Source organism: Bordetella muralis, assembly GCF_965139205.1.
Classification (GTDB): domain Bacteria; phylum Pseudomonadota; class Gammaproteobacteria; order Burkholderiales; family Burkholderiaceae_B; genus Bordetella_A; species Bordetella_A muralis.
Genome location: NZ_CBCSIU010000012.1, coordinates 1 through 26,416, shown reverse-complemented (window position 1 = coordinate 26,416; position 26,416 = coordinate 1). Strand labels below are relative to the sequence as shown.

Here is a 26,416-nt window from a genome sequence, read left to right as displayed (position 1 = left end):
CACAATCAGGAGAAAAGCATGACAATGTCAACTCGTCGAAAAATCCTCGGCGCGGCCACGACGCTGGCTGCTACGGCAGCGTTCAATGGCGCATGGGGCCGCAATGCGGCGGCCGAGGCACTCCGGAAAGGAGCTTCAACCGTGTCCGATGCCAGTCCTGACGTTATTTTCCATAATGGCCAGATCACGACGCTGGATCGTGCCAAGCCGGTGGTCAACGCCATCGCGATCAAGTCCGGCCGTTTTGTCGCGGTGGGCACCAACGAAGAGGTCACGCGGCTGGCGGGACCGAATACCCGCCTGATCGACTTGAAACGCCGCCATGTGCTGCCCGGGCTGTTCGACAACCACACGCATGTCGTGCGTGGTGGGTTGAACTACAACATGGAGCTGCGTTGGGATGGCGTGCGCTCGCTGGCCGACGCGCTGGAAATGCTGAAGCGCCAGGTCGCCATCACGCCCGCACCGCAATGGGTGCGTGTGGTGGGCGGGTTTACCGAGCAGCAGTTCGTCGAGAAACGGCTGCCGACGATCGACGAGATCAACGCGATTGCGCCTGATACGCCGGTCTTTTTGTTGCATCTGTATGACCGTGCACTGCTCAACGGGGCGGCGTTGCGGGCGGTGGGGTACACCAAGGACACGCCGGATCCGTTGGGCGGGCAGATCGTGCGCGATGCCAATGGGAACCCCACGGGCTTGCTGCTGGCAAAACCCAATGCCACGATTCTCTATTCGACCCTGGCCAAAGGCCCGAAGCTGCCGCTGGACTATCAGATCAATTCGACGCGCCATTTCATGCGCGAGTTGAATCGCCTGGGTGTCACGGGAGTGATCGATGCGGGTGGCGGTTTCCAGAACTATCCAGAGGACTACGAAGTCATCCAGCAACTGGCCGATGCCAACCAGATCACGGTGCGGCTGGCCTATAACCTGTTTACGCAAAAGCCCAAGCAGGAAAAGGAAGATTTTCTGAACTGGACCAAGTCGGTCACGTATAAGCAGGGCGATGACTATTTCCGTCACAATGGGGCGGGGGAAATGCTGGTGTATTCGGCCGCGGATTTCGAGGATTTTCGCGTCGAGCGTCCGGATATGCCGCCGCAGATGGAAAGCGAGCTCGAAGACGTCGTACGCGTCTTGGTGCAGAACAAATGGCCATGGCGGTTGCACGCGACTTATGACGAAACGATTTCGCGCGCGCTGGACGTGTTTGAAAAGGTCAACCGGGATACGCCGCTAGAGGGTATCAATTGGTTTTTCGATCATGCCGAGACGATTTCCGACAAGTCCATCGACCGTATTGCCGCACTAGGTGGCGGTATTGCCGTGCAGCATCGCATGGCTTACCAGGGCGAGTATTTCATCGAACGCTATGGTGCAAAGGCGGCCGAGGCCTCGCCGCCAGTCAAGCGCATTCTGGAGAAGGGCGTCAAGGTGTCGGCTGGTACGGACGCTACGCGCGTCGCCTCGTACAACCCCTGGGTGTCACTGTCGTGGATGATCACGGGCAAGACCTTGGGCGGTACGCAGATGTATCCCCAACGCAATTTGCTGGATCGTGAGACGGCATTGCGCATGTGGACGGAGAATGTCGCCTGGTTTTCGAATGAGGAAGGCAAGCGGGGCCGTATTTCGGTCGGTCAGTTGGCGGACTTTATTGTGCCGAGCAAGGATTTTTTCAGCGTGCCTGAGGATGACATTTCGTTTTTGACGTCACACCTGACCGTCGTGGGCGGAAAAGTGGTCTACGGCGAGGGCGAGTTTGCCCAACACGACGATAATCCGCTGCCCCCGGCGATGCCCGACTGGTCGCCCACGCGCTTGTTTGGCGGCTATGCGGCCTGGGGGGATCCGGAGGGTGCAGGCAAAAATTCGCTGTCGTCTTCGTCGTACCGGCGTTATCAGGCAGTGGCCGGTTGCGGTTGCGCCAGTGCATGCGGGATGCATGGGCATAACCATGCGAACGCCTGGGCATCGAAAGCGCCCGTGTCGGATTTGAAGGGCTTTTTCGGCGCACTGGGTTGCTCGTGCTGGGCCGTCTGATACTCGATATGAGAGCGTCCATGCCTAGGCCTTATTCTGTGACGGGTCACGGTCTGAGTGCCGCTGTGCGGCCGGTGTTTGCCAGCCGCGCCGCGCGTTTTCTTGCTTATCTGGCCTTGTGTTCGGCCTATCTGCAAGGCGGGTTCGTGAAGCTCACCGATTTTTCCGGTGCTGTTGCTGAGATGAACCATTTTGGCCTATCGCCGGCTCCGCTGTTCGCGGGGGCGGTGATTGTGCTTGAATTGGGGGCTTCCATGATGATTCTCACCGGCCGGCTACGGTGGCTGGGCGCGCTCGCTCTGGCAGGGTTTACCTTGCTGGCGACCGGTATGGCCCTGCGGTTTTGGGAGTTGCCGGCAGGGCAGGCGCGTTTCATGGCCGCTAATTCGTTTTTTGAACATCTGGGCTTGGTCGGCGGCTTTTTGCTGGTGGCCTGGCTGGATTTGAGGGAGCGGCGGGCATGACGCGTACGGACGAACCCCCGTCAGGCAGCTTTGCGCCGCTACGGCAGACGCTGTTTGCGGTGTTGTGGGTGGCAACGGTCATTGGCAACACCGGCAGTTTCGTGCGCGACGTCGCCAGCGCGTGGCTGATGACTGATTTGTCTTCATCGCCCACCGCGGTGGCAATGGTGCAGGCTGCGGCTACGTTGCCTGTGTTTTTGCTGGCGATTCCTGCGGGCGTGTTGGCCGACGTCCTGGATCGACGCAAGTTTCTGGTTGGCATCCAGTTCCTGTTGGCTGGCGTCAGTGTGACGCTGATGCTGCTGTCGGCTGCGGGACTGCAATCGGTGGCGTCGCTGGTGGCCTTGACGTTTCTGGGTGGTATCGGTGCGGCGCTGATGGGGCCGACCTGGCAGGCCATCGTTCCTGAGTTGGTTCAAAAGAAAGATCTCAAGAGTGCGGTGGCGCTCAATTCGCTGGGCATCAATATCGCGCGTGCGGTCGGCCCCGCACTGGGCGGTTTGATTCTGGCTAGCTTTGGGGCGGCCTTCACGTATGGCGTGGATGTGATCAGCTATGTGTTTGTGGTTGCCGCGCTGTTGTGGTGGCCGCGGCCGCAGGCGGCGGACGATGAGTTGTCCGAGCGTTTCGTCGGCGCTTTTCGTGCCGGACTGCGCTACGTTCGCGCCAGCCGCGAGTTGCATGTGGTGTTGGTGCGGGCGTTTTTGTTTTTCGCGCTCGCCAGCTCGATCTGGGCTTTGTTGCCTTTGGTCGCACGTCAGTTGTTGGGCGGCGGCGCCGGTTTTTATGGCATTTTGCTCGGCTCGGTCGGTTTGGGTGCGATTGGCGGTGCAGTGGTCATGCCGAGCTTGCGTGCGCGCCTGGATGCGGATGGATTGCTGCTGGCGGCGGCGTTGGTTACTGCGGCGATCATGACGTTCCTGTCGTTCGCCCCGCCACAATGGGCCGCCGTGGCTGCGTTGCTGGTGCTGGGGATGGCTTGGATCACCGCGTTGACGACGCTCAATGGTGTTGCGCAGGCGATCTTGCCGAATTGGGTGCGTGGACGGTCGTTGGCGGTGTATCTGACCGTGTTCAATGGGGCGATGACCGTGGGTAGCCTGAGCTGGGGCGCGGTCGCGCAATGGACCTCGGTGCCGGTGGCGCTGTTGGCCGGCGCGGCAGGACTCGTGTTGGTTGGCCTGATCGCGCACCGTATCAAGCTGCCTGCCGGTGAGGCCGACTTGGTGCCGTCGAATCATTGGCCCGAACCGCTGACCGCGGCACCCATCGAACATGATCGCGGGCCGGTGCTGATCCAGATCGAGTACCGCATTGCACCTGCGGATCGTGCGGATTTTCTCAAAGCGCTGGCGCGGTTATCCGCAGAACGCCGCCGCGATGGCGCCTATGCGTGGGGCGTGGCAGAAGACTCTGCCAATCCCGAACTGATGCTCGAATGGTTCCAGGTCGAGTCGTGGGCCGAGCATTTGCGCCAGCATAGGCGGGTGTCCAAGGCGGACGCCGATGTGCAAGGGGAGGTCCTGCGTTTCCACCAAGGAGAACAGCCGCCTGTCGTGCGCCATTTCCTGGCGTTCAATCGTCCGCATCAAGGACGGGCGTAGGCTGGGGCGGCGGGCGTGACAGCAGATTTGGCCATGCGGCGAGCCTTTGGTGACGCTTGTAGTCAGGCAAACGCCGCGATCCGATAGCCGATATCTTGCGCGGCCTGGCGGATGGTACGGGCGATTTCGATGGAATCCGGTGTGTCGCTGTGCACCAGGATGGAGTCCACCGGCATGTCGAGATCCGTTCCGTCGATGGCGCGGACTTTGCCTTCTTGCAGTATGCGTTGTACACGTTCGCGGATCAGGGCAGGATCGTGAATGACGGCGCCGGGTGTTTTGCGGCTGACCAGTACGCCCTCGGGCGTGTAGGCACGGTCGGCCAGGAATGACGCGACGATCTCCAGGTCCAGTTTCTGCGCTACGCGATAGGCGGCCGTGTGGGGCAGGGCGACGAACTTCAGCGTCGAGTCAAAGGCCTTCACCGCGCTCAATGTGGCAAAGGCAACGTCCTCGTCGACGAAGGACAAATTGCCCAGTGCGCCATGAAAATTCGCATGGGTGAGCCGGGATCCTGCGTGCTCGGCGATGGCGCTCAATGCGCCGAGCTGATATATCGTCATCAGCTCCAGCTCCTTGGCGGTATAGGCGATATGGCGGCGTCCAAAGCCCTGGATGTCGGGATAGCCGACATGAGCGCCGATACTGACGCCGTTCTTGTTTGCCAGCACTGCAGTCTGATGCATCGTCATGAAGTCGCCGGCATGAAAGCCGCAAGCCACGTTGGCCGATGTAATGAGACCCAGGATGGCGGCGTCGTCGGCTTTGGCATAGTCGCCGTAGCCTTCGCCCAGGTCGGAATTGATATCGATGGTTTTCATGTCGGACTCCTTAGTGAAAGCGTCGGCGCGTCAGTTCGCAACGCAGCGCAATGTCGTCCAGGAATTTCTGATGGCGTGTGGCGATCGCGGCAGCATAGGCGATATCGCACAACGCGAAGCGCACGGGCGTGCCCGGACGCAGTTGGGCGAACATATGCAAGTCGGCCTCGATCACGGTGGCGATAACGGGATAGCCACCGCTGGTGTTGCCATCGCAGAGTTGGACGATGGGCAGGCCTGCGGGGGGCAGTTGCACGACGCCAGGCATGATGCCATGGGATCGCATCTCGTGCCGTCTCTGCATTTGCAGGGTGGGGCCTTCCAGCCGGCAACCGACGCGGTTGCTTTGGGGGGAGACTTGCCAGGTGGTATTCACTAATTGCTGCTGTGCAGCTGCGGTCAGGTCAGGCCATTGCGCGGCAGGCAGAATATGCACCAGGGGAACGATAGCCTCGCCATCCGGGATGGCGGCCTGATCCGGCCGGTCTCCTTGATGCGCATAGGGTGCGTGTTGCATGACGGGCAAGCCAAAACCGGTATTGCGATGCCTCAGGGCAGGCATGGGGCACAGGTCCAGCGTGTCGCCGTTCTTGAGGGCACGGCCTTGCATCCCGCCGAATCCGCCTTTCAAATCCGTGGAGGCGGATCCCAGTACCGAGGGCACTGCGAGCCCGCCGCGAACGGCCAGATAGCTGCGTACGCCGGCGTTGACGGTGCCCAGTCTCAATTGCTGGCCAGCTCGTACGCTCAGTGCCCACCAGTTGGGTAATGGACGACCATCGAGGGAGGCATCGACGGTGGCGCCTGATAGCGCGATTTCAGTGTCGGTGTGGAAGGTCACGCATGCATGGCCCATGGTGATCTCCAGGCCCGCTGTGTCAATGGCATTACCCAGCATGAGGTTGGCGACAGACAAGGCCACAGGATCCATGGCGCCGCTGAGGCCGACGCCCAGATGACGCCAGGATTTGCGGCCCAGGTCTTGTACCGAGGTATAAAAGCCCGCCTGATTGATTTCAATCATGGCAGGACTTCCTGGATGTCGAAGCGCACGGTATCGCCGGGCGTGAGCAGGGCGGGGCGTTCCTGAGTGTGGTCAAAGCAGTTGAGCGCGGTCTTGCCGATGATGTGCCAACCCGATGGCGTGGTGCGGGACAGGATGGCGGCCTGGTTGCCGCCTACGATGACGGATCCGGCCTCAACACGGGGCCTGGGAACATCGCGCCGCGGCACGGCCAGGCGTGGGTCCAGTCCGCCCAGATAAGCGAATCCCGGTTGGCTGCCCAGCGCATAGACAACATAGGTGGCCCGCGCATGCAGATCGATATAGTCTCGCGGCGACAATCCAGCGTGACGCGCGACGAGCTCGAGGTCTTCTCCATCCGGCCCGCCGTACACGACTGGAACGGCAATCTGGCTGCCTTGTGATGCGCTGGCCGGGGCGGTCTCCCAGGCGTTGTGAATCAATGCCTGGCAGGCATCGAAGTCATGCTGGATGCTGCGGAAGATCACCAGCAGATTGTTCATGCCAGGCACGACTTCGAGCACATCTTCGCGAGCCGACAGGCAGGCGGACATGCCCCAGACTTTCTGCTGCACGGTGAGGTCTGCGGTAGATGCGGTGGGAATGCCGAGGTCGCAGAGGATGGCGTATTCGCCTTGCCTGGAGCAGATCGGTTTGACGGCAGGATGAGTCATTGGGGCAGCGTTGGCGTGCGCAGATGCCACTGTGTACGCGATTGATAGATTTCGCCGATGTCGAGGATGCTTTCTTCGCTGTAAGGGCGGCCGATGATCTGCAGTGACAGGGGCAGACCGTGTTGTGTGGCACCGTTCGGCACTGCCAGGGCCGCTAAATTGAAGAAGTTGGCAAACCGCGTGTAATAGGCGGGGGTGGAGTTCTGGTCGACTTCCGTCAGCGGTAATGGTGCGGTGGCGGTGGTGGGTGTCAGCAGGGCATCGACCTGTTCGAAAATGGGTTCGAGCTCGCGCTGCATGGCTTGCCGGCGCCGTAGTGCGTTCAGATAATCTGCCGCGCGCACGGTGCGGCCTTTTAGCAGACGGGGGCGTACGTCTTCGTCCAGCGGCTGAGACGGATTGTCAAGGAGCTCGGCGTAGAAACTATAGCCCTCGGCATTCATGATCAGGCTGTTGAACTCGGCAACTTCGGCAAAGCCATAGGGTAGCGTGATGTCCACGATGTCGGCACCGGCTGCACGCAGCACCTCGAGAGAGGCGTCATAGGCGGCCAGGACCTCTGCCGTGGCAACGGCGCGCTCGTTGTCTGGCAGACGGGCCAGGCGCAGTCCTTTCAGGTCGTTGCGCGGGCGTGCCTGCACGATACGTTGTGCATGGTGTGTGGTATTGGTGCGGCTGCAATCGTCGTGCTCGCGTAACGCGTGGTAGAGCAGGCGCGCATCGCTCACTGTACGAGTCATGGGGCCTGGGGTGTCCAGTGTGGTGCTCAGCGGCAGTACGCCCTCGGTACTGATTCGCCCCGTGCAGACTTTCAGGGCGGTCAGGTTGCACCACGAGGCGGGCAAGCGCACTGATCCGCCCGTATCGGTGCCGATGGCCCAGGGCGCAAGGCCCGCCGCGACGGCCACACCCGAGCCGCTACTCGAGCCGCCGGGTGTGCGCGGGACGTCCAGATCCCACGGGTTCAGAGGCGTCCCTAGACGAGTGTTGGTACCCCATCCGCCGGTGGCGAACTCGACGGTATGCGTTTTACCCAGGATGATCATTCCTTGTTGTCGCAGGCGTTGCACCAGGGCTGCCGTGACGATGCTGCGGCGGTTCTGGTGGGNGGCGCAGCCGCCCATGGTGATACGTCCTTCGATCTCGATCAGGTCTTTGAGGGCGATGGGAATGCCATGCAATGGACCGAGTGAGCTGCCAGCTTGGCGAGCGAGGTCAGCGCTTTGTGCGTGCTGACGGGCTTCTTGCGCATAGGTGCCTACAAACGCGTGCAGGCGGTCGTCCTGGTCTGCAATGCGTTGCAGATAGTGCTCTACCAGGGTTGCGGATGATAGCGTGCCTGCCTCGAGCTGGGCAGAGAGTTCAGTGACTGTCGCGAATGGGTTGGATAATGACATGGCACGGGTTCCCTGTTCAATGCTGCGCCAAGTGTTGTGCGATGATTGCCGAAGTACCGAGAATATCAGGGTATTTCTCGCCGGCGTCTACGCGTTGCAAGGTTTGTTTTTCCCCGGTTTGCAGGCCCACGGCTTTGTTGGCGGCAAATTCGATGAGCTCGGGCCGTAGGACGAGGACGCCGTTTTCGTCCGCCAGTATGGCATCTCCAGGGGATACCGCTACGCCGCCGCAGGACACGGGGATGCAGAATTCCCCGCCTATGCCCAATGTTTTTACGGTAATCGTGGTGAGTCCCCGTGACCAGACTGGCAAGCCATAGCGTCGCAGTTCTTCGATATCGGTGACGACGCCGTCCACGATGATGCCTACGACCCCGGCTGCACGCGCGGCATAGGCCAATGCGCCGCCGAGGCTGGCGTGACGCTGGTCGCCGCAACGGTCAATGACCAGGATATCGCCCGGACGGGCCTGGCCCACGGCGTAATGCGCCATCGCGCCATCGGGGCCGGGGTAGCGCACGGTCACGGCAGTGCCCGCGATACGTTTGGGCGGCAGCATCGCGCGGATACCGCTATCCATGAAACCCGTGTGCAGAAAATGGCCGATCGTGGCGGGCTCTGCCCGGCTGAGCAGTTCAATGCGTTCGGGAGCGATGGGTTCGGGAAGCGATTTCAACAGGTACATGAGAACTGTCTCCAGATTCAGGTGTGGGAGCCGATGTTCGGTTCGGCTGAGCGTTGATAAAACGATGGTCTATCGATACCAGAGAGCGACTTCAGGCCAGACGATGAGGATCCCTACCAAGGTCAGCAGTGCGAGCAAGTAGGGGGACACGCCGATGAATACGTCCATGAGCGAGCCACGTCCGCGTGTGGCTTGCACCACGTAGCAATTCATGCCGACGGGCGGTGTGATGAGACCGGCCTCGGTGGCGAGGATGACCATGATGCCGAACCAGACAGGATCAAACCCCAGTTTGGCCATGATGGGCGCGAGCACGGGTACGGTCAGGACCGTCAGCGACAACCCCTCCAGAAAGCAGCCCAGGATCAGGTAGATGAGCACGACCAGCAGGACCAGCGCGTAGGTGCTGAGATTCAGGTCGAGCACAAAGCTCTCGAGCAGGCGCGAAAAGCCAATCATGCCCAGAGCAAAGTTCAGCAACGCGGCAAAGATGATGATGATCATCAGAATGGCATTGGTCTTTGCCGTGGCAAATAGCGCCGAGTTCAGAATGCTGAAAGACATTCGGCGTCTGACGAGTGCCAGCACGACGGTCGCAATGACACCGAGCGCAGCGGCCTCGGTTGGCGTGGCAATGCCTGCATAAATGGAGCCCACCACCACCAGGAACAGCCCTAAGGGCGGCAGCAGCTTGGGCAACGTGGCAATGCGCATGCTCCAGTCGGTCTCGATAGGTTTGCCGCTCCATTCCGGTCGCAGGATGCACAGAATGGTCGTCACCAACATGAACAGGGCGGTCAGAATCAAGCCTGGCACAATGCCGGCCAGATAGAGCTCGGGGATGGATGTATTGGTGATGCTGCCGTAGACGATCAGATTGATGGACGGCGGAATCAGAATCCCCAGCGTGCCGCCTGCGGCAATGCTGCCCAGAAACAGCCGTTCGTTATAGCTGTGCAGTTTGATTTGAGGAATGGCGATCGAACCGATGGTGGCAGCGGTGGCGAGGCTGGATCCCGATGTGGCGGCAAAGATGGCGCTGGTGGCGACATTGGTTTGCATCAATCGTCCCGGCATCTTGTTCAGCCACGGTGCGACGGCATCGTACATTTCGCCGGCAATGCCGCTACGTACGAAGATCTCACCGAGCATGATGAATAAGGGGACCGAGATCAGCACGTAGTTTTGCGACTGGGCCCAGGCTGTCATTCCGAGCGAATCTACGATGGGGGCTGGAGAGATCAGTCCCACCGCGAGAGCGCCCAGGCCGATGACTGAAAAAATGGGCAGGCCGGCAAAGAAAAGAATGAATGCGCCCAGGATGAAGGCGATGCCGATCGTCATACCGTGTACTCCCCGGACTGCTCGCTTTCTTCTATGAGCGTGATCGTTTCCTCGTACTTGCCTTGCAGGGCAAGGCCAAGGCTCTCCAGCAGTACCAGTACCGCAGAGATCAGAAAGAGCAAGACGCCAGCCAGGAAAATGAACTGAGGTATCCACATGGGCACGCGCAACGGTGTGTTTGATACCGCATCAAATGTCCATGAGTCGAAAGCGAGAATCCATACCTGCCATGCCAGGACGCCGATCAGGCCGACCGTCGCCAGGACGGCCAGCACGTCAAGCCAGGCTTTGGCGCGTGGCGGCAGCGTCATGTGCAGAACATTCACTCGTATGTGGCTGCCTTGGAAAAAGGCGTACGAGAGGGCCCAACTCGTAGCCAGGGCGAGCGCATAGCCGCCGAGTTCGNCGGCGCCGACGAATGCGATGCCGAATATTTTGCGGACCACGACGTCGGTGCTGACCAACAGTGTCGTGGCGAACAGGACGTAGAGTCCGGTCAGGGCTGCAATGCGAGACAGGCGCTCGAACAGAATTCGGGCACTGGCGAGATAAGACATGTTCTCTCCCGTGCTGCCCATCTGTCCCGCGTACCTCAGGGACAGGCGGGCAGGGTGTAGGTTGGATTATTGAACTGGAATCGTCATGTCGACGGTTTTGCCGACCGTGTTGTTCCACGCTGTGGCGCAGTCTTTGCCGCACGCCTTGCCATACTGGGGCAGCACTTTCTGCTGAACGACTTCGCGCACTTTGGCCAGGTCTTCTTTGCTGGGCTCGACCAATTTCATCTTGCCCGGCGTGACGCCAGCTTGTCCGATCATGGTGCAGCGTTTGTCGGCAGTGTTGCACCAGATGCCTTCTTGGACGTTCTTGGTTTGAATGGTGTCGCTGATGTTGCGGTAGTAATAATCTATCGCTTTGGTCAGCCATGCGCGTTGGGTCTCGTCCAGTCTGGCCAGGCTCTTGGTGTTGATGACCTGAATGGTGGGCGCCCAGCCTGCGATCAGCGTGAACATGGTGTCGGAGACTTCGTAGAGCTTTGCGGTATTGCCGGACATGGTGCCGGTAATCACGCAATCGATGACGCCGCGCTGCAGGGCCGGGACCAGTTCGCCGAACGCCATGGTGACGGGGGCGGCGCCCAGGCCTTGTACCAACTCGGACAGCGTACTCGAGCTGACGCGTACTTTCTTACCTTTCAGGTCATCGACGGTTTTGATGTCGCCCCTGCAAAAAAAGGTTTGTGCGCCCGACATACCGGCGCCCAGCAGATTGACGCGGTAGCGCTTTTGCAAGGCAGTTTCGGCCGCGGGTTCGTAGGCGGCCAGCACTTTTTTGATGGTATCTACCGACGTGGCTACACCAGCGAGGTCGAATCCGTCCAGGGTCGGGACATCGCCGGAACCATAGTTGGCGACCATGTTGGCCATGTCGAATGTGCCCTGAGAAACGAGTTGCAGGGCGTCCGATGGTTGAGCGTTGATGTCGGTGACACTGTTCAGGGTTGCAGTGACCTTGCCGGCGCCCAGTTCTTTAACGGTTTCGCTCCAGAAGGGCTTGACGACGAATACCCATTCCGCTGTACCCACCGGTGGCCCCAGCACGCGCATGGAAAAGGGCTTCATTTCCTGTGCGAGAGACAGCAACTCGGCTTTGGTATCGGTTTGCGCACGCACCGTCGTTGCCGCCAATGCGGTGACGATCACCGCTGCGGCAGAAAGGAATTGTTTATGGATCTGCTTCATGGTAGTCCTCTGTTGTGTAGACGCGTGCGCGAGGCGACGCGGCGGAACCAAGTGAATAACAGCAGGAGCCGCAGTGGCTCTTGTGCAATCTAGATCAAACGCAGTTGTTCGACCGGGACATCGCCGATCAGCATGTGCCCTGGAGCGTGAGTAATCAGGATCGGGGGTTTGGCGAGCAGCGCTGCAGCTTGCGGTGTGACGCCGCATCCCCAGAAAATGGGGACTTCGCCTGGCAGGATGTCAGTGGGTTCGCCTTCGTCGGGACGATTGACATCGGCGATGCCGATCTCGGCGGGATTGCCCATATGGACGGGCGCGCCGTGCGCACCGGGCAGGCGAGCACAGACTTCGTAAGCGATGCGGGCCTGTTCAGGCGTATAGGGCCGCATCGAAACCACCATCGGTCCTTGGAAAGCGCCGATGCGTTTGGTCTGGATCGAGCTGTGATACATCGGGACGATTTTTCCTTCGTCCACATGCCTGACGCGCAGGCCTGCTTGTTCGAGGGCGTATTCGAACGACAAGGAGCATCCCAGCACAAAGCCTACAAAATCGTCTTGCCACAAGGAGGACACGTCATCGACTTCATCTACGAGCAGTCCATCGCGCCAGACGCGGTAGCGCGGCAGATCGGTTCTGAGGTCGATGTCAGTGCCTAGCATGGGTACTGCGGGATCACCGGGTCGAGTCATCCCGATCAAGGGGCAGGGCGTGGGATTGGCCTGGCAATACCCATAGAAATCCTCGGCCCAGCTTTTGGGCAGGATCACCAGGTTGCCCTGGCCATAGCCCGGCGCCATGCCGCTGGTGTTGCCGTTGAATGATCCTTGGCGCGCTTGCGCGCGAACTCCTGCGGGTGTTGCGGCCCACGGTGGTAGTTGATGTTGCGTGTCGGTGGATGTCATGGGGTCGGGCGCTCCGAGAATAAACGGCCTGTCGGCGTTGCGTGTTCGAGACTGTCGATGGCGTGTAAAGACGCCCATATCGTGGCCTGGTTTGACGTCACCACGGGCACGTTCAACGAGGACTCCAGCGTCTGTACGCACTCCAGTGATCGCCACGCGGTACACGAGCAGAACAGCGCCTGTGCGCTGCCGTCGAAATGCTCGAGCGCGAACTGCGCGATTTCCGCAGGGGACTGATCGTTGATGGCCCGATGGCCGTTTGCAGCGGCCCGAACATCACCGTGCACATCTTTGACGTCCATGCCTTGTGCCGTGTAGTACTCGGCGAGTTTTCGGTTCGTCCAGTCGGGATAGGGCGTCATGACGGAGATGGTGCGCACGTTCAAGGACCGGAACGCTTGTGATACCGCAGTACTGGTAGTCACGCATGGAATGCCGGTGCGCTGCTCAATGGCGTTCTTGACCTGTTCGTCCCAATCTGCGCCGCGATAAAAGCTGCCCGAGGTGCAGGCGTAGGCGATGACGTCTATCTTTGCGGTGGCCAGCAGCGCTGCTTTTTCGTGCAGATCCCGATTCATCAGGTCCAGCGATTCCTCAGTCATCGTGCCGTCAGGAATGTACAAACGTTCGCTGTGCACGGTCACCGCGTCAGATAGCAGCCGCTGAAAATCGGCTTCGACGGATGTGTTGGTCGATGGAATGAGAATACCGATACGCTTTGGAATCATGCCGTTCCTTTTCCCCGGATCTGTGTTGTGACCGCTTTGGTACACTTTTATGTCACTGCCACTCCCATCCTATATGGCATGTCAGGGGTGAGGGTAATCAAAATTCCTAACGGGGCTGCGGTCAATTTCTATCATGGTGATATCCCTAACCCAGATAGAGACTTTTTACTGGGTTGCCCGGCTAAAGAGTTTCCATGCGGCTTCCCGGCATCTGCATTTGACGCAGCCGACGGTGTCTACACGCATCCAGGAACTCGAAGGCGTGGTGGGCTACCGGCTTTTCGAGCGCGACGCAAAGGGCGCGGCGCTGACGCCGAAAGGCGCGTCGTTTCTGAACAAGGCCACTGAGCTGCTAAAGCTCGCCGACGACGTGCTGACCGAGGACGTGGTGCCTATGCGCGGTCTGCTGCGATTGGGCACGAATGAGTCCGCTGCGCTGTCTGGTTTGGGAGCGTTTCTTGCCGGCCTCAGCGAGCGCTATCCCTCGCTGCAAGTGGAATTGAGCGTAGATGTCGGATCTATTTTGCGCGGCAGATTGTGTGCGGGAGGATTGGATTTCGCTATTTCCACCGACCCTGGCGCTCATCCGCATATTCGCGATGTGTTGCTGGGCGATTCTGAAATGTGCTGGGTCGGTGCAAAGGGAAAGGTCAGACAGACCGCGCCCCTGACAGCGGCTGATATTGCACGCATGCCTGTGCTGACGGTGCCGGCGCCGTCTGCGTTGCATGCACTGAATATGTCGTGGTTCGCTGGCGCACGCGTTTCGCCTCCGCGGGTTAATTCGTGCAATTCATTGGCGGTGATGGTGCGCCTGGTCGTGTCTGGCACGGCAGTGGCTATTTTGCCGCGCGCTATTCTGGAACGCGAGTTGGCCGATGACAGCATCGATATCCTGACGGTTGACCGGCCGGTGCCGCCGCTGGCTATCTATGCGTCGTTCCCGCTCATCGGCGACATACGTATATCGGAGAGCATCGCAGACATGGCGTGTGAGGCGTTGTTGGATTCGCAACTGATTCAGGGCTGCGGCTGACTTGCCGCCAGCCCGTGGCGGTCAGCGTTAATGCCCGTTCTGCAACAACGCACTCAACGCCGCAACCGTGCGCGTGAGTTGCGCTTCGGTATGCAGGCACGAAATAAAGAACCGCAATCGCGCCGATTTTTCCGGTACGGCCGGGTACAAGATGGGCTGTACGTTGATGCCTTGTTCGAACAATGATGCCGACAGACGCGCTGCCTTTAACGAACTGGCGGTGATTGCAGGGACGACCGCATAACCCGTACTGCTGCCGGTGTCGATGCCGGCGGCTTGCGCGGTTTTCAGGAAATAACGGCCACGCGCCTGCATCGTGGCAACGCGTTCCGGCAGGTCCTGCATGCGGCGCAAGGCGGCCAGCGAGGCGGCGGCGACACTGGGGGGCATGCCTACGCTGTATAGAAAGCCCGGTGCCAGGAATTTCAAATGCTCGATGAGGGCATGTTCGCCGGCAATGTATCCCCCGCAGCCCGCCAGCGTTTTGCTAAGCGTGCCCATCCAGATGTCTACGTCTTTACCAGCCAGGCCAAAATGCTCGCGGATGCCATAGCCGCGTTTGCCCATGACGCCCAGCGAATGCGCCTCGTCCACCATCAAAAAGGCTTTGTGGCGGCGTTTAATCTCGACAAAGCGGGGCAGGTCGGGGTAGTCGCCATCCATGCTGTAGATGCCTTCGAGCACGATGAGGACGCGTTCGAATTGGTGGCGCTGCTCGGTCAGAATGTCGTCCAGGGCTGCCCAGTCATTGTGGGGAAAGGACAGGCGGCGGGCACCGGATAGCTGTGCACCCTGCAGGATGCTGTTGTGGATGAATTCGTCGTGCAGAATCAGGTCGCGCGGGCCAAACAGGTAACCGATGGTGGATACGTTGGTCGCGTGGCCGCTGACGAATGCGATGGCCTCATCGACCTCGTAGATATCGGCGAGGGCGCGCTCGAGGTCGCGATGGATGGGGCGCTCGCCCGAGACCAGCCGGCTGGCGGACACAGAAGTGCCGTAGCGTTCCATCGCCTGGCGTGCCGCGGCCTGGACGACCGGGTCGCCGGACATGCCCAGATAGTTGTAGCTGGCGTAGTTGATGTAGGACTTGCCGCCGATCTGGGTGTCGGCCCCGGCCGTGCCTTCGTGCAGCTTGAAAAACGGGCTGCGTACGCCCATTCGGGCGGCGCCTTCGTTCATGATTTGCAGCTGACGGTATCCCGGATGCAGATCGAATCGATAGAACTCTTCGGGGATGGCATTTTTGCGCGCGGACGACTGGAATAGCGTCCGCGCAGGCGGCTCTTGCCCGGCTTGGCGCAGCTTGCGTTCCAGGGCTTGCTGGATCAGCTTGTCTTTGATGCTGGCTGACAGGCCGGGCAGGCCTTTTTTGGTGAGGGTCACGGTCAGTGGATCATGCGTTTGCTGTTGATGTTCCCTGATTTTAGTTCATCGGCGAATTTGGCCAGGGCGTCGGCCGGAACTTCGTCGGTGTGTTGCGAGACGACTTGCTCGACTTGGGCCAGGACCGTGTCCTGTTCGGCATGGTCGCCGTCGCCGCGCAGCAGTTGGATCAAGCGATCGGCCAGCTTGGACAAGGTGGGGCTCTCGTTGAGCGCCATGACGGGCAGGCGGATGCCAAACCGGTTTTCCAGGGCGACGACCAGCTCGACGCCCATCAGGGAATCGAGACCCATGTCATAGACCGAGACGTCGGGATTGATCTTGTCGGCAGATACGCGCAGGATTTCGCTGACTTCGGTCTTGAGCATCTCGACGAATACGGGATGCAGGGCCGCGTCGTCCATGGTCGCCAACAGGTGCGAGATGTCGCGGGCATCGCCGTCGTCGTCGCCGCTGTCGCTGCTGCGACGGGCCAGGACGCTGAATTTAGGCGTGTTGGCGCTGGGCAGGAAACGGCGCAGGGCGCGCCAATCCAGTTCCAGCACGCCCAGGCCGCTGGCATTGGCCAGCAGCATGTCTTCGAGAGCATGCAGGGCTGTGTCAGAGGCCAGCGCTGCGCCGCCCATACGGCTTTGCAGGGCGTCCTTGATTTTCTTGTTGCGCGCCAGGTAGCCGACGTCGTCGATCGCGCCCCAGCGTACGCAGGTGGCCGGGCGGCCTTGCGCGCGGCGTTGGCGGGCCAGCCCTTCGAGCCACATGTTGGCGGCGACGTAGTTGGCTTGGCCGGGGTTGCCGAACAGCGTGGTGCCAGACGAGAACATGACAAAGAAGTCCAGCGTCAGGTCCTGCGTGGCGGTGTCCAGGTGTTGGCCGCCCAGGACTTTGGGGGCGAGCACACGCTGGATCTGTTCGGCAGTGGCGTTGCGGATCAGGCCGTCGTCGATGACCATGGCGGCATGCACAATGCCTTTTAACGGCGGCATGGTGGTTTGGATATGCGCGACCAGGTCGTTGACGGCCTGTGCGTCGGTGACGTCGCAGGGCGCGGCATGCACAGTGACGCCGCGGGCCTGCAGCGCGGCGATGGCCTCTTGTGCCGTCTCGGAGGCAGGGCCGCTGCGGCTGACCAGCGCCAGATGGCGGGCGCCTTTGTCGGCGAGCCATTGCGCGGTACGCAGGCCGAAGCCGCTAAGACCGCCGGTGATCAGATAGGTGGCCTGCTCGGGCAGTGTCAGTGCGGCGGCCTCGGCCGTCGTAGCGGCGTTATGCGTGTGACGGATGCCGTTGCGATAAGTGATGACGATTTTGCCGATCTGGCGCGCCTGCTGCATGTAGCGGAAGGCGTCAACGATGTCGTTGGCGTCGAATTCCTGATAGGGCAAGGGATGCAGCACGCCCTGGGCAAAGAGCGCCATCATTTCGCCGAACAGGCGGCGGGTCAGGGCAGGGCGCTCGTGCATCAGTTGGTCGGCATCGATGCCAAAATAGCTGATGTTGTTGCGGAACGGGCGCAGGCCGATGCGCGTGTTTTCGTAGAAGTCGCGTTTGCCCAGTTCGAGGAACCGGCCGAAGGGCTTCAGCACACGCAGGTTGCGGTTGACGGCTTCGCCGGCCAGCGAATTCAGGACCACGTCTACACCTTGGCCTTGGGTGTCGGCCAGAATGTCATCGGCATAGGCCAATGAACGCGAATCGTAGATGTGCTGCACGCCCATCAGGCGCAGGAAGTCGCGCTTTTCCTCAGAGCCGGCGGTGGCGTAGATCTCTGCGCCACGGGCTTGTGCGAACTGGATGGCGGCGATGCCGACGCCGCCTGCCGCGCCATGGATCAGGACCTTTTCGCCTTCTTCGAGCTGGGCCAGGTGGTGCAGCGCGTAGTAGACGGTGAAGAAGGTGCTGGGGATCGTCGCCGCAGCCTCGAAGGAGATGCCTTCGGGGATGTGGGAGATGGCGCTGGCTTTGGTAAAGACACGGTTGGAGAAGCTGGCCGGGCCAAAGCCCACGACTGCGTCACCGGGCTGGTAGCCGCCTTCGGCCTGAGGGCCGACGCGTCGCACGGTACCTGCGAATTCCAGGCCTAGCGTGGGGCCGGCAAAGCCGTTTTCGATGGCTTCGTCCGACAACAGGCCCAAGGCGTACATCACGTCGCGGAAATTCAGGCCGGTGGCGTGGACGTCGATTTCCAGCTGGTCGTCGGCCAGCTCGGCCGCCGGGCCGGCTTGCCAACGCAGGTTGCGCAACTGGCCGGGGAATTCAAAGCCCAGGCTGATCTGGTCTGCCGTGTGGTCAGGCTCGGTGGCGCTGGACGGACGGGGCAAGGCATGCAGTCGAGGTGCGTAGCGCTCGCCATTGGCCGTGAGAGCGGCTTCCTGTTCGGTGTCAGGGTGGCACAGCTCGCGCGCCAGGGCCTCGATCAGGATGTCGGTGGGTTCGGCGCAGGGCAGGTCCAGCAAGCGCACGCCGTAGTTGGCGGCCTCGTTCATCATCGTGCGTCCGTAGCCCCACAGCGGGGTATCGTTCAGCCCGGTGGACAAGGCATCGGACGTGGCCAGATGCTGCGCGGCGCCTACGGTGATGAGCCAGAGGGTGGCTTTGCTGTTGCTGCGTTCGAGCGCCTGGGCGAGGGACGCGGCCAGGGCGCAACGGCGGACTTGTGTCTGCAGTTGGGCGGTTTGGCTGGCGGCGTTCGCGACCAGACCGTCCAGGTGGATGATGCCGTGAATGGCGCCCAATTGGCTGGTGGCTTGAGCCAGCAGCGCATCCAGATTGGCGGAGTCGATGTTGCGCTGGATCACGGTGCGATGACCGGCTGCGGTCAGGGCCGTGGTGATGGCCTGGGCCAGCGCGGTGTCCGCGTCTTGGGATCCGGTCAGCAGCAACCAGCCAGGCTGCTCGGGCCGCGTGCTCGCCTGCACAGCCGGGGCCGCCGGCCGGGTGCCGGCAGATGCCGCGGTCGCGACAGCATTCAACAGATAGGGGCCTGACAAAGACTCGGGGACGAACTCCAGCACCGGACTGCACGTATAGCCCTGCTGTGTCAGCATGTCCTGCCACAGGCGGGCGGGATACTGGCATGAGGCGCGCAGCCCATCGGCGTCGGCCGGCGTCCACCAAGTGGCTTGCGCACCAGCGACGAAGTCCAGCCAGGCGACGGGATGATGGCCGAGCAGCAGCAAGGTGCCACCGGATTTCAGATGCGTGCGAGCATATTCCAACGTGCGCAGGGTGTCGTCAGCGTTGGCGCTGTCCGCATGCAGGACGACCAGGTCGTAGTAATCGGATTCGCCGGGTTGCGAGGCGTCGTCGATCAGGCCGCACGAGGCATCGGGGTAGGCGTCCAGCAGGCGTTGGGCTTGTTCGATGGCGGCTTGCTGGGTGGAGACGTAGCGGTAGTCGGCCAGGTCGAAATCCAGCGTGGTGCAGCAGTGCACGGCAAAGGCCGGCGTGTAGGCGCTGATTTCCAGTACGTTCAACCGGGTGCCGGCACGCAATTGACTTTGCGCCTGGGCCAGCAAGGTTTGCAGGGTGGCGCCGATGCGTTCGCGAGCTTCGGTGCCCAGGATCTGGTGCGTCAATGCGCTGGGCGATGCATCAGCCGGGCAGACTGCGTCCAATGTGACCTGGCCCTGCAGCAATTGGCCCAGATGCAGGCCAACGCGGCCGACGGCGTGCACGATGTGTGCATAGTCGGGGTACTCGCGCAACAGGCTGTTCCAGATGTCGATGACGTCGGGAGCATTGTCTTCCGCTGCGGGGATGCCCCAGCCCGAGGGCGAGCGTTCCAGCAGGCCGGTGTCGGTGGCCCGCGCCAACAGGTGGTCCAGCAAGGCGGCGGTGTCGGGCGAAGTCTGGCGGCAGCGCTCGACAGCGTCGTTGTATAGATGGTGGCCGTTGGGCGCCAGCGTGGTCAGCGCCCGGACAAAGAAATGATCACACAGGCTGTCCAGCAAGGGCTCGATTTCGTGGGCGTAGCGCGTATGGGTCTGGTCCTGCGCGGCGCTGGCGGCCAGGGTGGTCCAGGCGTCGGCGGCGGCACCGGTATCCAGCTCACTGATGCGGCTGCGCGGATCCAGCGCGTGCGGGCGAGGCACGCCAGCGTCGTCTACGAAGTCCAGCGTGTCGCCGGCCGTTTTGGATAGACGGATGCTCTTGAAGCGGGCTTCGCGCACGGCGGCGATTTGTTCGCCGGCGGCGTTGTAGATGTCGAATTCGGCTGTCAGCGAATGCGGCGCACGGCGCAACAGGCGTGCGCGCACGAAATGCGGTACGTCCGTTTCCGAGCGCACGGCCAAGCGTCCGATTTTGGCGGGCACGAAGGCGACGCCCTGACCCATGGCGGGGTCGTCACGCAGCAGTTGGATGATCAACTGGAATGTGCAGTCCAGCAGTGCCGGGTGCAACAGGCTTTGCGGCAGCTGATCTTGCAGCACGGTGGCTGGCTGCAGGACGGCCAGCACGGTGTCGTCGGATTCTTTCCAGCCATGACGTACGGCACGGAAAGCATCGCCGTAATCCAGGCCCACCGCACGAGTCAGCAGGGCATGGCTATCGGTGGTGAAGTCGTAGGGGCGCTCGAGAGCGCGCACGGGCACGCCCCTGATCAAGGCGTCGCTGGCCTCGCGCAGAATACGGGCCGAAGCGTGCAGAGTCCAGGGCTCGGCGCTGCCTACGTCTTTGGCCTGGATACGCAAGCTGCCGTCAGAGGTATCGACCGTCACGCGGGTGCGTTTGGACGGCGAGGCGGCCAACAGCAGCGGGGCGCGGATTTCGAGCTCTTCGATTTCCAGCCAGGGTGCAGGCTGCCATTGCTGCGCGGCGGCCAAGGCGATCTCGGCAAATCCGCTGCCCGGGAATACGGTGGCGTCGCCGACGATGTGATCGGCCAGCCAGGCGTACAGCTTGGTATCGAGCTGGTTTTCCCAGATGCCTTCGTGCTGGCTGAGCGGATATCCCAGCAGGGGATGGACCTTGGCCCGCTGCAGTTGACCCAGCGAGTCGGCGCTGGTCGGGTGCCAATAGCGCTCGCGCTGCCATGGGTAGGCCGGCATGATGATGTGGCGGCCTTCCCAGGGGAACAGGTCTTGCCAGTCAGTTTGCGCGCCGCTCAGGATGGCTTGGCCAGCGGTGTCATGAATGCGGGCAGGATCGTCGTTGCCACGGCTGGCGGTCAGCAAGACGCGGCCTTTGCGTTCGGCGCTATTCAGACCGTCATTGACATACGAACGCAGTACCGGGTGCGGGCCGACTTCAATGTAGACGTTGTCGCCCCGTGCGATGAGAGCGTCAATGGCCTGGTGAAAACGTACCGGTTCACGGACGTTGCGCCACCAGTAGTCTGCATTGAGGTTTTTGCCGTCCAGCAGCTTGCCGTCTACGGATGAATAGAATGGAGTGTGGCCCGCGCTCGGCGCGAGGCCGGCCAGGACTTGCTGCAACTCTGCCTGGATAGGATCCATGGCAGCGCTGTGAAAGGCATAGTCGAGATCCAGGCGTTTGTAGAACACCTGGCGTTCGGCCAGCACGGCTTCGACGGTGCCTAGAGCGGCTGGGTCGCCTGCCAGGGTGGCGCCGCGCATGCTGTTATAGCCCGCGACGCACACGGCGTTGGTGAGCTGCAGTTCGGTCAACAAGGCGAGGGCGGAGCCGCCGTCTATCCCGACAGCAGTCATGCAGCCATGGCCTTTGGTGCGACCCTGCAGGCGGCTGCGATGGAATATGACCTGAACCGCGTCGGCCAGGGTCAACGCGCCGCATGCCCAGGCGGCGGCGACTTCGCCGACGCTATGGCCGATGACGCCGGTCGGCAAGATGCCGCGCTGCGCCAGCATGCGGGTGATGCCTACCTGGATCGCGAACAAGGCGGGCTGCGCGACTTCGGTACGTGCGTATTGGTTGGCACTGTCGGTGCGCGCGAGTTCGTCGCCCAGACGATAACCGGCCAGGGGCGCAAACAACGTATCGATTTCGTGGACGGCTTCGGCAAAAACCGGATCGGCCAGCAGTTGCCGGCCCATGCCGTCCCACTGTGAGCCGTTTCCCGAATAGACGAATACTGCGCCTTGTGCGTCGGGCACGGCGCTGCCCGATGCCACGCTGTAGCGAGGGGCGTCGCCGTCGGCGAACTGCACCAGGGCTTGTGCGACTTGTTCACTGTCGGTGCCATAGACGACAGCGCGTTCGGCGTGCCATTCGCGGCGCATGGCGGCGTGATAGGCGACGTCGTATAGCGCGCGTCCAGGCTGGCTTTGCAGGACACCTGCCAAGTCGCGGGCAGCGGCCTTCAGCGCCTCGGGTGTTTTGCCGGACACGATCACGGGTACCGCGGCGGTGTTGGCCAGCTTGTCGGCCGGATCGTTGTCGGCTTCGGGAGCGCTTTGCAGAATGACGTGCGCGTTTGCGCCGCCAAAGCCGAACGAGTTGACGCCGATGGTCAGCGTGCCGCTGGCGGGCAGGGCATAGTTCTCGGTGGCAACGGAGATATTCCAGTTGTCGAACTCGATGGCGGGGTTCAGCGTCTGGATGCCGATGGTGGCGGGTACGACGCGGTGCTGCAGGCTGTAGATGGCCTTGACCAGGCCGGCGACACCGGAGGCAGCCTCGAGGTGGCCCAGGTTGCTTTTGACCGAGCCGATGGTCAGGGGCTTGCCCGTGCCGCGAGGTTGTCCCAGCGCTGCGCCGATGGCGCGCGTCTCGATAGGATCGCCGACGGCGGTGCCGGTGCCGTGAGCCTCCAGATAATCAATGTCGGTGATGTCGATGCCGGCGCGTTCGTACACCTGCTGCATCAGCGAAATCTGCGCATTGGCATTGGGCACGGTCAGGCCGGATTTGCGGCCGTCGGTGTTGACGGCACTGCCCGCGATGACGGCCAGGATGTGATTGCGGTCGGCGACAGCTTGGTCGTAGTCTTTCAGCAAAAACAGGCCGCCGCCTTCGGATCGGACGTAGCCGTCACCCGACGCGTCGAAAACCTTGCAGCGCCCTTCGGGCGACAACATCGAGGCCTTGGAAAACGTGATGAAACCATAGGGGTGCAAGTGCAAGCTGATGCCGCCTGCGATGGCTTGCGTGGTTTCGCCGGTCATGATGGCGCGGCAGGCCTGGTGTACGGCAACCAGCGCCGACGAGCATGCGGTGTCCACGGCCATGCTCGGGCCGTGCAGATCGAACAGGTACGACAGGCGGTTGGCCGCGATACTGGACGTGTTGCCTGTGGCCATCGACGCGTCGACGGCCCCCATGTCGTCGGAAAGGCGATATGAATAATCGGCGCTGGCGATGCCGATATAGACTCCGCAGTCGCTGCCGCGCATGCGCGAGGGCGGTATGCCAGCGCTTTCGATGGCTTCCCAGCACAATTCCAGCAGCATGCGTTGCTGCGGGTCCATCAGAGAAGCTTCGCGCGGCGAAATGCCAAAAAAGTGCGCGTCAAAACCCGAGATGTCGCCCAAGGAGCCGGCCGAGAAGGTATAAGCGGTGCCGGGGTGGTCCTTGGCCGGATGCAGATAGGCGTCTTGTTGCCAACGGCTGGCGTCAACTTGGGTGACCAGATCGCGTCCGGCCATCAGGTCATTCCAATATCGCTCGGTATCCGTTTGCGGAAACCGGAACGAGAGCCCTACGACGGCAACACGTTTTGCCATGAATGAAATTCCTTCAACAACAGCTCTTGAGAGCCTTTTGATCTTGTTTTGCTGGCAGCCAGTAACCGCACAACTGATACACCAGCCCACCAGGCACCGGGCATACTGGCTGCGCCTGCCAGTAATCGCCCAAGCCGCGCCGATTATCCGACGGGTAAAGCCAGACTATTTGCGACGACGTGGATGGCGGCGTGCCCGCTGCTTCTCAAGGCGGGGCAAACCGCTGAAACACTGATACCTATGCCATAAAAAAGAGGCTCGGCCATTATGAAGGGAGTATCCGTAGAGTTCGAGTTCGCAAATTTTACTGTTTATATTGTGTCTGCAAGATCGTAAGGCGATATGTGGAAAAGTATGGATACAATTGGCCCCCTTGTCGTGGGCAATGCGTGCACGAAAATCGCTATTTCTTGGGAAATAGGCGAAATCTGCTTTGTTATCTAGCCGGTAATTGCTGCATTTGTTATTAAATAAATGAAAATTATGTAACGAAAACGGCAGCTAATTATAGTTCACGGTCGGTTGGACATTTTTTGTTTCGTGATGTGGTTTCTATACGAAATTTTGAAAATAATTGTCAAGACTGGGGAAATTGTACGGAGATAAAGCAAAACGGGGCTCCTGGAGCCCCGTTTATGTGACCCGGATATCCGGGTTTTGATACTAATGAACGCTTGAGTTACCTAAGAGCGATCAGGCGACATTACTTATAGGCCGTCTTGCTGCCGTCCTTGTGCCAGGTAAAGACCTGGAATTCGAATTCATTCAGATCGCCTTGTTTGTTCCATGACGTTTTGCCGATAGGGGTCTGAAAGGTATTGGCGTGCAGGTACTGCGCGACCTTGGTCGGGTCCGTGCTGCCCGCGCCTTTGATGGCGTCGGCGATGACCTGAGTGGCGGCGTAGGCAGTCAATTGGAATGCTCCGCTGGCATTGCGCTTTTTGCTCTCGAATGCCTTGACGACGTCGGCGTTGGCCGGATTTTGCGTGAAATCGGCGGGCAGGGTCAGCAACATGCCTTCGGCAGCGGGGCCGGCGATAGCGTTGATGTCGGGATTGCCTACACCCTCGGGGCCCATGAATTTGGCTTTGACGCCTTGTTCGGCGGCCTGACGCAGTAGCAGGCCCATTTCGGGGTGGTAACCACCGTAATAGACGAAATCCACATTATTGGATTTCAGTTTGGTGATGACGGCGGAATAGTCGCTGTCGCCCGCGTTAATACCCTCGAAAACCGCGACTTTTGTGCCGGCTTTTTCCAGATCGTTTTTAACGGCGGTGGCGATACCCTGGCCGTAGGATTGCTTGTCGTGCAAAACCGCGACGGTTTTGGGTTTGAGCGTATTCAGAATGAATTTCGCTGCGGCGGGGCCTTGTTGGTCGTCGCGGCCGATTGTGCGGAAAATAAACTCGTAGTTTTTACCGTCGGTCAGGGCAGGGGCCGTGGCCGAGGGCGTCACCATCACCACACCCTCATTGTTGTAGACGTCGGCCGCTGCGATCGTGGCGCCCGAGCAGACGTGGCCAACAACAAAACCGATTTCGTCGTTGACAACGCGGTTGGCTGCGACCGGCCCTTGCTTGGGCTCGCAGCCATCGTCGATGACAACGGTTTCCAATTTCTTGCCATCAACGCCGCCGGCAGCGTTGATCATCTCGACGGCCGTATCGACCCCCTCGCGCACCATGGCGCCGTATTGGGTCACGGGGCCCGTGGTCGGTCCGACAACGCCAATTTTGATGTTCTCTGCCTGTACGCCCGCAGACACCGTGAGGCCTGCCGCGAGGCTCAGCGCAGCCAGTACCGGGCTGAGGCGGAATGTTTGTTTCATAAGGGATCTCCTTGGCTTCGTATTTCGTATTCGGGCGGGGCAGATCGTGTCTATGCACCCGCTCGGTGCAGGGCAAGCATACCTGAAACAAGCACTGGTTTGAGGGGAGAACGGGGGCGTAAATCGCCTTGCGCAGGGCAGGGAAATCCCGTATCAACGAAAACGATCCGTCGGTATTCGCTTCGCGCTCCACCACCGTACCGGTAAAAAGTCGCTGGGCCCAGAAGACGATGAAGGGACGGTGAAGGCCGCGCTATATGCAAATCCGCATATATACAAAAGACAATTTATTCGTTTGCCATCATAAGGCTGCGCGGCATCATATCCGCCATGAGATTCCAACCGATTATCGTTCCGGGCTGGAAAGATTCCGGCCCCGGCCATTGGCAAACGCGCTGGGCGCATTGTTTACCGCATGCACAGCGCGTGCAGCAGCCTGATTGGGACAATCCCGATCCGGCAGTTTGGCATGCGACGGTGGCTGCGTATGTCGACCGTGCGGCGTGTCCTGTGCTGTTGATCGCCCATAGCCTGGGGTGCCTGGCGTCTGTGAGCCTGCCGGTTCCATTGCGAGCCAAGGTCGCAGGCGCGCTGCTGGTGGCGCCGCCTGATGTTGAACGCTACAGCGTGCCGGATTGCATACGCGTGTTTGGCCCGGTCCCACTGCATTCGCTGCCATTCCAATCTGTCGTTGTTGCCAGCGATGATGATCCGTACTGCGGACTGGACCGAGCGCGACAGTTTGCGTCGGCGTGGGGAAGCCGTTTCGAGGTTCTCTCTGGCGCGGGGCATATCAATACAGAAAGCGGCTTTGGGGATTGGCCTCACGGTTTGAAGCTGCTCACCGCGCTGCGCCGTCGAGCCATCTGGCGTGTCGCTGCGCCGCTACCTCGCGTCTCGCGCGTGCAGGAGTCTGTGGCGTTGCCTTGATATTGGGTAGTCGGGTTTGAATAACCGTGTGTTTAGTAGTTCAGGTTTTCAGTTGTGGCTGGTTTGGATGGCCTGCTGAAGGGGGGCGCTGAGCGTTGCAGTGTGGGCAGGATGGGGGATCGAGTGCTATTGGACGTCGAGGCGGGGCAGTGACCG

The 26,416-nt window shown here is 61.0% G+C and carries 18 protein-coding genes and 2 pseudogenes; 5 read left to right on the top strand and 15 right to left on the bottom strand.

Annotated features, from left to right (window positions below; translation table 11 throughout):
* Nucleotides 1-141: 141 nt before the first annotated feature.
* The 3 genes from ACNA0I_RS17130 to ACNA0I_RS17120 are packed head-to-tail and all read left to right on the top strand — an operon-like array spanning nt 142 to nt 4,114.
* Entirely contained in the window at nt 142-2,046 is a 1,905-nt protein-coding gene (locus ACNA0I_RS17130; RefSeq protein WP_415807333.1) for an amidohydrolase, read from the top strand.
* A gap of 20 nt (nt 2,047-2,066) precedes the next feature.
* Entirely contained in the window at nt 2,067-2,510 is a 444-nt protein-coding gene (locus ACNA0I_RS17125; protein ID WP_415807208.1) for a DoxX family protein, read from the top strand.
* Entirely contained in the window at nt 2,507-4,114 is a 1,608-nt protein-coding gene (locus tag ACNA0I_RS17120) for an MFS transporter (RefSeq protein WP_415807207.1), read from the top strand. Before ACNA0I_RS17125 ends, ACNA0I_RS17120 begins: the two co-directional genes overlap by 4 nt.
* A gap of 62 nt (nt 4,115-4,176) precedes the next feature.
* Here the strand turns inward: ACNA0I_RS17120 and ACNA0I_RS17115 are convergent, their stop codons facing one another.
* The 12 genes and pseudogenes from ACNA0I_RS17115 to ACNA0I_RS17060 all read right to left on the bottom strand — a co-directional run bounded on the left by ACNA0I_RS17115 (nt 4,177) and on the right by ACNA0I_RS17060 (nt 13,434).
* Nucleotides 4,177-4,935, bottom strand: a complete 759-nt coding sequence (locus ACNA0I_RS17115; RefSeq protein WP_415807206.1) for a LamB/YcsF family protein — start codon at nt 4,933-4,935, stop codon at nt 4,177-4,179.
* A gap of 10 nt (nt 4,936-4,945) precedes the next feature.
* Nucleotides 4,946-5,959 (bottom strand): 5-oxoprolinase subunit C family protein, encoded by a 1,014-nt coding sequence (locus tag ACNA0I_RS17110; RefSeq protein WP_415807205.1) that lies wholly within the window; start codon nt 5,957-5,959, stop codon nt 4,946-4,948.
* On the bottom strand, nt 5,956-6,633 hold the full coding sequence (pxpB, locus tag ACNA0I_RS17105; protein ID WP_415807203.1) for a 5-oxoprolinase subunit PxpB: 678 nt from the start codon (nt 6,631-6,633) through the stop codon (nt 5,956-5,958). Before pxpB ends, ACNA0I_RS17110 begins: the two co-directional genes overlap by 4 nt.
* Nucleotides 6,630-7,741: pseudogene (locus ACNA0I_RS17100) on the bottom strand (amidase); the annotation flags it as partial. The pseudogene ACNA0I_RS17100 and the gene pxpB, both read right to left, overlap by 4 nt.
* Nucleotide 7,742: 1 nt before the next feature.
* Nucleotides 7,743-8,030 (bottom strand): amidase family protein (locus ACNA0I_RS17095; protein WP_415807202.1); only part of this gene is annotated, 288 nt, incomplete at its 3' end.
* Nucleotides 8,031-8,046: 16 nt separating this feature from the next.
* A complete protein-coding gene (locus ACNA0I_RS17090) occupies nt 8,047-8,715 on the bottom strand; it encodes an RraA family protein (protein WP_415807201.1) in 669 nt (222 codons plus the stop codon).
* A gap of 69 nt (nt 8,716-8,784) precedes the next feature.
* On the bottom strand, nt 8,785-10,059 hold the full coding sequence (locus ACNA0I_RS17085; protein WP_415807200.1) for a TRAP transporter large permease: 1,275 nt from the start codon (nt 10,057-10,059) through the stop codon (nt 8,785-8,787).
* Nucleotides 10,056-10,464 (bottom strand): annotated as a pseudogene (locus ACNA0I_RS17080) (TRAP transporter small permease subunit); the annotation flags it as partial. The pseudogene ACNA0I_RS17080 and the gene ACNA0I_RS17085, both read right to left, overlap by 4 nt.
* A 1-nt stretch (nt 10,465) precedes the next feature.
* The coding region (locus ACNA0I_RS17075) for a hypothetical protein (protein ID WP_415807332.1) at nt 10,466-10,616 on the bottom strand (151 nt) is incomplete at its 3' end.
* Between the two features lie 66 nt (nt 10,617-10,682).
* Nucleotides 10,683-11,801 carry a TRAP transporter substrate-binding protein DctP gene (dctP, locus tag ACNA0I_RS17070; RefSeq protein ID WP_415807199.1) on the bottom strand — a complete coding sequence of 373 codons (1,119 nt, stop codon included), beginning with the start codon at nt 11,799-11,801 and terminating at the stop codon, nt 10,683-10,685.
* Nucleotides 11,802-11,890: 89 nt separating this feature from the next.
* Nucleotides 11,891-12,706, bottom strand: coding sequence for a putative hydro-lyase (locus ACNA0I_RS17065; protein WP_415807198.1), 816 nt, complete (start codon nt 12,704-12,706; stop codon nt 11,891-11,893).
* Nucleotides 12,703-13,434, bottom strand: coding sequence for a maleate cis-trans isomerase family protein (locus ACNA0I_RS17060; protein WP_415807197.1), 732 nt, complete (start codon nt 13,432-13,434; stop codon nt 12,703-12,705). The genes ACNA0I_RS17065 and ACNA0I_RS17060 overlap by 4 nt, the downstream gene beginning before the upstream one ends.
* A 133-nt stretch (nt 13,435-13,567) precedes the next feature.
* Between ACNA0I_RS17060 and ACNA0I_RS17055 the strand changes: the two genes are divergently transcribed.
* Nucleotides 13,568-14,470, top strand: coding sequence for a LysR family transcriptional regulator (locus ACNA0I_RS17055; protein ID WP_415807196.1), 903 nt, complete (start codon nt 13,568-13,570; stop codon nt 14,468-14,470).
* A gap of 27 nt (nt 14,471-14,497) precedes the next feature.
* Here the strand turns inward: ACNA0I_RS17055 and ACNA0I_RS17050 are convergent, their stop codons facing one another.
* The 3 genes from ACNA0I_RS17050 to ACNA0I_RS17040 all read right to left on the bottom strand — a co-directional run bounded on the left by ACNA0I_RS17050 (nt 14,498) and on the right by ACNA0I_RS17040 (nt 25,330).
* Nucleotides 14,498-15,856: an aminotransferase class I/II-fold pyridoxal phosphate-dependent enzyme gene (locus tag ACNA0I_RS17050; protein ID WP_415807195.1), complete on the bottom strand. Its 1,359-nt coding sequence runs from the start codon at nt 15,854-15,856 to the stop codon at nt 14,498-14,500.
* Nucleotides 15,857-15,858: 2 nt separating this feature from the next.
* The gene (locus ACNA0I_RS17045) at nt 15,859-23,499 is read right to left on the bottom strand and encodes an SDR family NAD(P)-dependent oxidoreductase (RefSeq protein WP_415807194.1); all 7,641 of its coding nucleotides are present in this window, start codon (nt 23,497-23,499) and stop codon (nt 15,859-15,861) included.
* Between the two features lie 703 nt (nt 23,500-24,202).
* On the bottom strand, nt 24,203-25,330 hold the full coding sequence (locus ACNA0I_RS17040) for a branched-chain amino acid ABC transporter substrate-binding protein (protein WP_415807193.1): 1,128 nt from the start codon (nt 25,328-25,330) through the stop codon (nt 24,203-24,205).
* Nucleotides 25,331-25,660: 330 nt separating this feature from the next.
* On the opposite strand from ACNA0I_RS17040, the gene ACNA0I_RS17035 reads away from it, so the two are divergent.
* On the top strand, nt 25,661-26,260 hold the full coding sequence (locus tag ACNA0I_RS17035) for an RBBP9/YdeN family alpha/beta hydrolase (RefSeq protein WP_415807192.1): 600 nt from the start codon (nt 25,661-25,663) through the stop codon (nt 26,258-26,260).
* The last annotated feature ends 156 nt before the right edge of the window (nt 26,261-26,416 follow it).